This window comes from Streptomyces sp. NPDC001508 (assembly GCF_040298665.1).
Classification (GTDB): domain Bacteria; phylum Actinomycetota; class Actinomycetes; order Streptomycetales; family Streptomycetaceae; genus Streptomyces.
The window spans coordinates 1-1,699 of record NZ_JBEPAP010000156.1; the positions used below are offsets into that span (position 1 = coordinate 1).

Genomic DNA, 1,699 nt, shown 5'->3' on the forward strand with positions numbered 1-1,699 from the left:
GGTTCTGTCGACGATCTTGTGATCCAGCAGGTTGAGGCTCACCGTGCGAGCAGGACGCGTTTGCGAAGGAGATCGAGGCTGGCACGGCCGAACATCTGGCGTTTCAGCATCTTCAGCCGGTTGATGTTGCCTTCAACAGCGCCTGAACTATGCGGCAGGGACAGACCGTTCTGGACAGCGTCGAAGTCGCGGCGGAGGTTGCGGGCGAAGCCCTCAAGCGGAGCCAGGGTGTCGTGCTCGACGCCGGCGATCCACTCCTCGAGCCGGTCGCCGTGGCGTGCGGTCATCATGACGGCGAACTTCCTGACGTGGCCGGTGAGCCGGTCCAGCTCGGGGTCGCGCTCACGCAGGCGGTGCAGTTTGTCGGCATCGCCGTCGCGGAGGTGTTCGGGATGGGTCATGATCCATGAGGTGACCTCGCGGACAGAGGGAGGCTTGGGGCCGACGGCGGGTGCGTGTCCGCGCCCGGTGCGGTAGCGCCGCAGATGACGCTGGACGGCCAACTCGCCTCCGGGATAGCCGAGGTTCTGGATCTCCCGGTGGAGCTGTGCGGCATTTCTTATGCCTTCGTTCCAGCGTCGGTGCAGGTAGCCGACGTACGGGTCGACGACATGCGCCCGCTGCAGGCTCTTGGCGACGACATCATCAGCGGAGCAGGCGTTGACCAGCTTGCGGACGGTGGCCTGGTGCAGCCCGAGCTTCCGGCCGATCGCCGCCTTCGACATCCCCTGCGCCCACAACTTGTGGGCGGCGGCATGCTGCTCGCGCAGCCGGGACACGATCTTCAGCTCCTTCGACGGCTGCACCACCTCGGGCTCCGCTTCCCGGTGGCCGGGGCCGTCTTCCGCTGCGGCAAGCGGTTCGGCCAGGCGGGAGCGGTGGGCGTTGACCGTCTTCTCAACCGCCTGCCCGAGGTTCGCCCACAAGTGATACCGGTCCGCGACCTGCTGGGCCTGTGGCGCCCCGACCCGCGCGCCCTCCCCGTAACCACTGGAGCGGTCCCGACAGATGACCTTCACCTCGGGATGGCCTTGGAGCCAGGCGGCCAGGTCCTCGCCCTCCCGGCCGTCGTAGAGATGCAGCGGCCGGTGGGTGGCCATGTCGATCAGCACCGTGCCGTAGTGACGGCCCTTGCGGAAGGCAAAGTCGTCGACGCCAAGCACCTCGACCTCGCCGATCTCCGGCTCGGGCAGGGCCCGGACCATCCGCAGCAGAGTGTCCCTGCCCACGGTGATGCCGACCGCGGCCGCCAGGCGGGCCCCGGCCCGGCCGGCCAGCGCCAGTCCGATCTGCATCAACAGCCCGCGCAGCAAAGGGGTATAGCGGCCATGCGGAGTCGTCAGCCCCGCGATCTGCTCGGCGAACGTCACTGCCGGGCAGGCGGGATTCTCACAGCGGAAGCGACGTATGTGTAACTCGATCACGACACCGAGACCGCCCACAGCGGCATCACGCAGCGTGCGTACATACCCGCCGTGCACCCGCGACGAGCTATGACCACAGCGGCAGGCCCCGGTCGTCGACCGCACTCGTGCCCGCAGTACCACCTTGTCCGGCCGTCGCTCGATCTCCTCGATCAACAGCGCAGACAGGTACGGAAACAACTCCAGGAGCACATCATGAGAGCACCCCATTCATGATCGCGAATCGTCGGCACAGCCTGCTCAACCGTCCGCATCACAAGATCGTCGACAGAACC

General features: G+C 67.2%; 1 protein-coding gene. It reads right to left on the reverse strand.

The window, feature by feature from the left end; all coding sequences use genetic code 11:
- Positions 1 to 38: 38 nt before the first annotated feature.
- Positions 39 to 1,616, reverse strand: coding sequence for an ISL3 family transposase (locus ABT245_RS45810; protein WP_351747085.1), 1,578 nt, complete (start codon positions 1,614 to 1,616; stop codon positions 39 to 41).
- Between the last annotated feature and the right edge of the window lie 83 nt (positions 1,617 to 1,699).